General features: G+C 46.4%; 1 pseudogene. It reads right to left on the reverse strand.

The annotated features are described in order from the left end of the window. Nucleotides 1-261, reverse strand: a pseudogene (locus AC0QH1_RS22835) (group II intron reverse transcriptase/maturase); the annotation flags it as partial.

A 261-nucleotide genomic window follows, 5' to 3' on the forward strand; every position in this document is an offset into this window, starting at 1 on the left:
TCCCTAAAGTAATGTCCGCAGTGGTTACACTTCCCTTTTTGTCTCTTCAAGAGCTTCGATACTCTCGTTGGAACACCAGGTTGTTTGCCCATTCTTGTACTCCAGTATTTGAGATTGCCGTCGTATGGGCTGGCCTCGCCTTTGACTTTAACGTGTCTGACAATCGGAGTCTCAGCATGGAGTTGCAATTTGATTGGGTTTGATTCCGCTCGTGTTGCAAATACCCATTGCCGATTCCCTATTGCTTGCCAGTATTTCTTG

This window comes from Phormidium sp. CCY1219, from assembly GCF_055795085.1.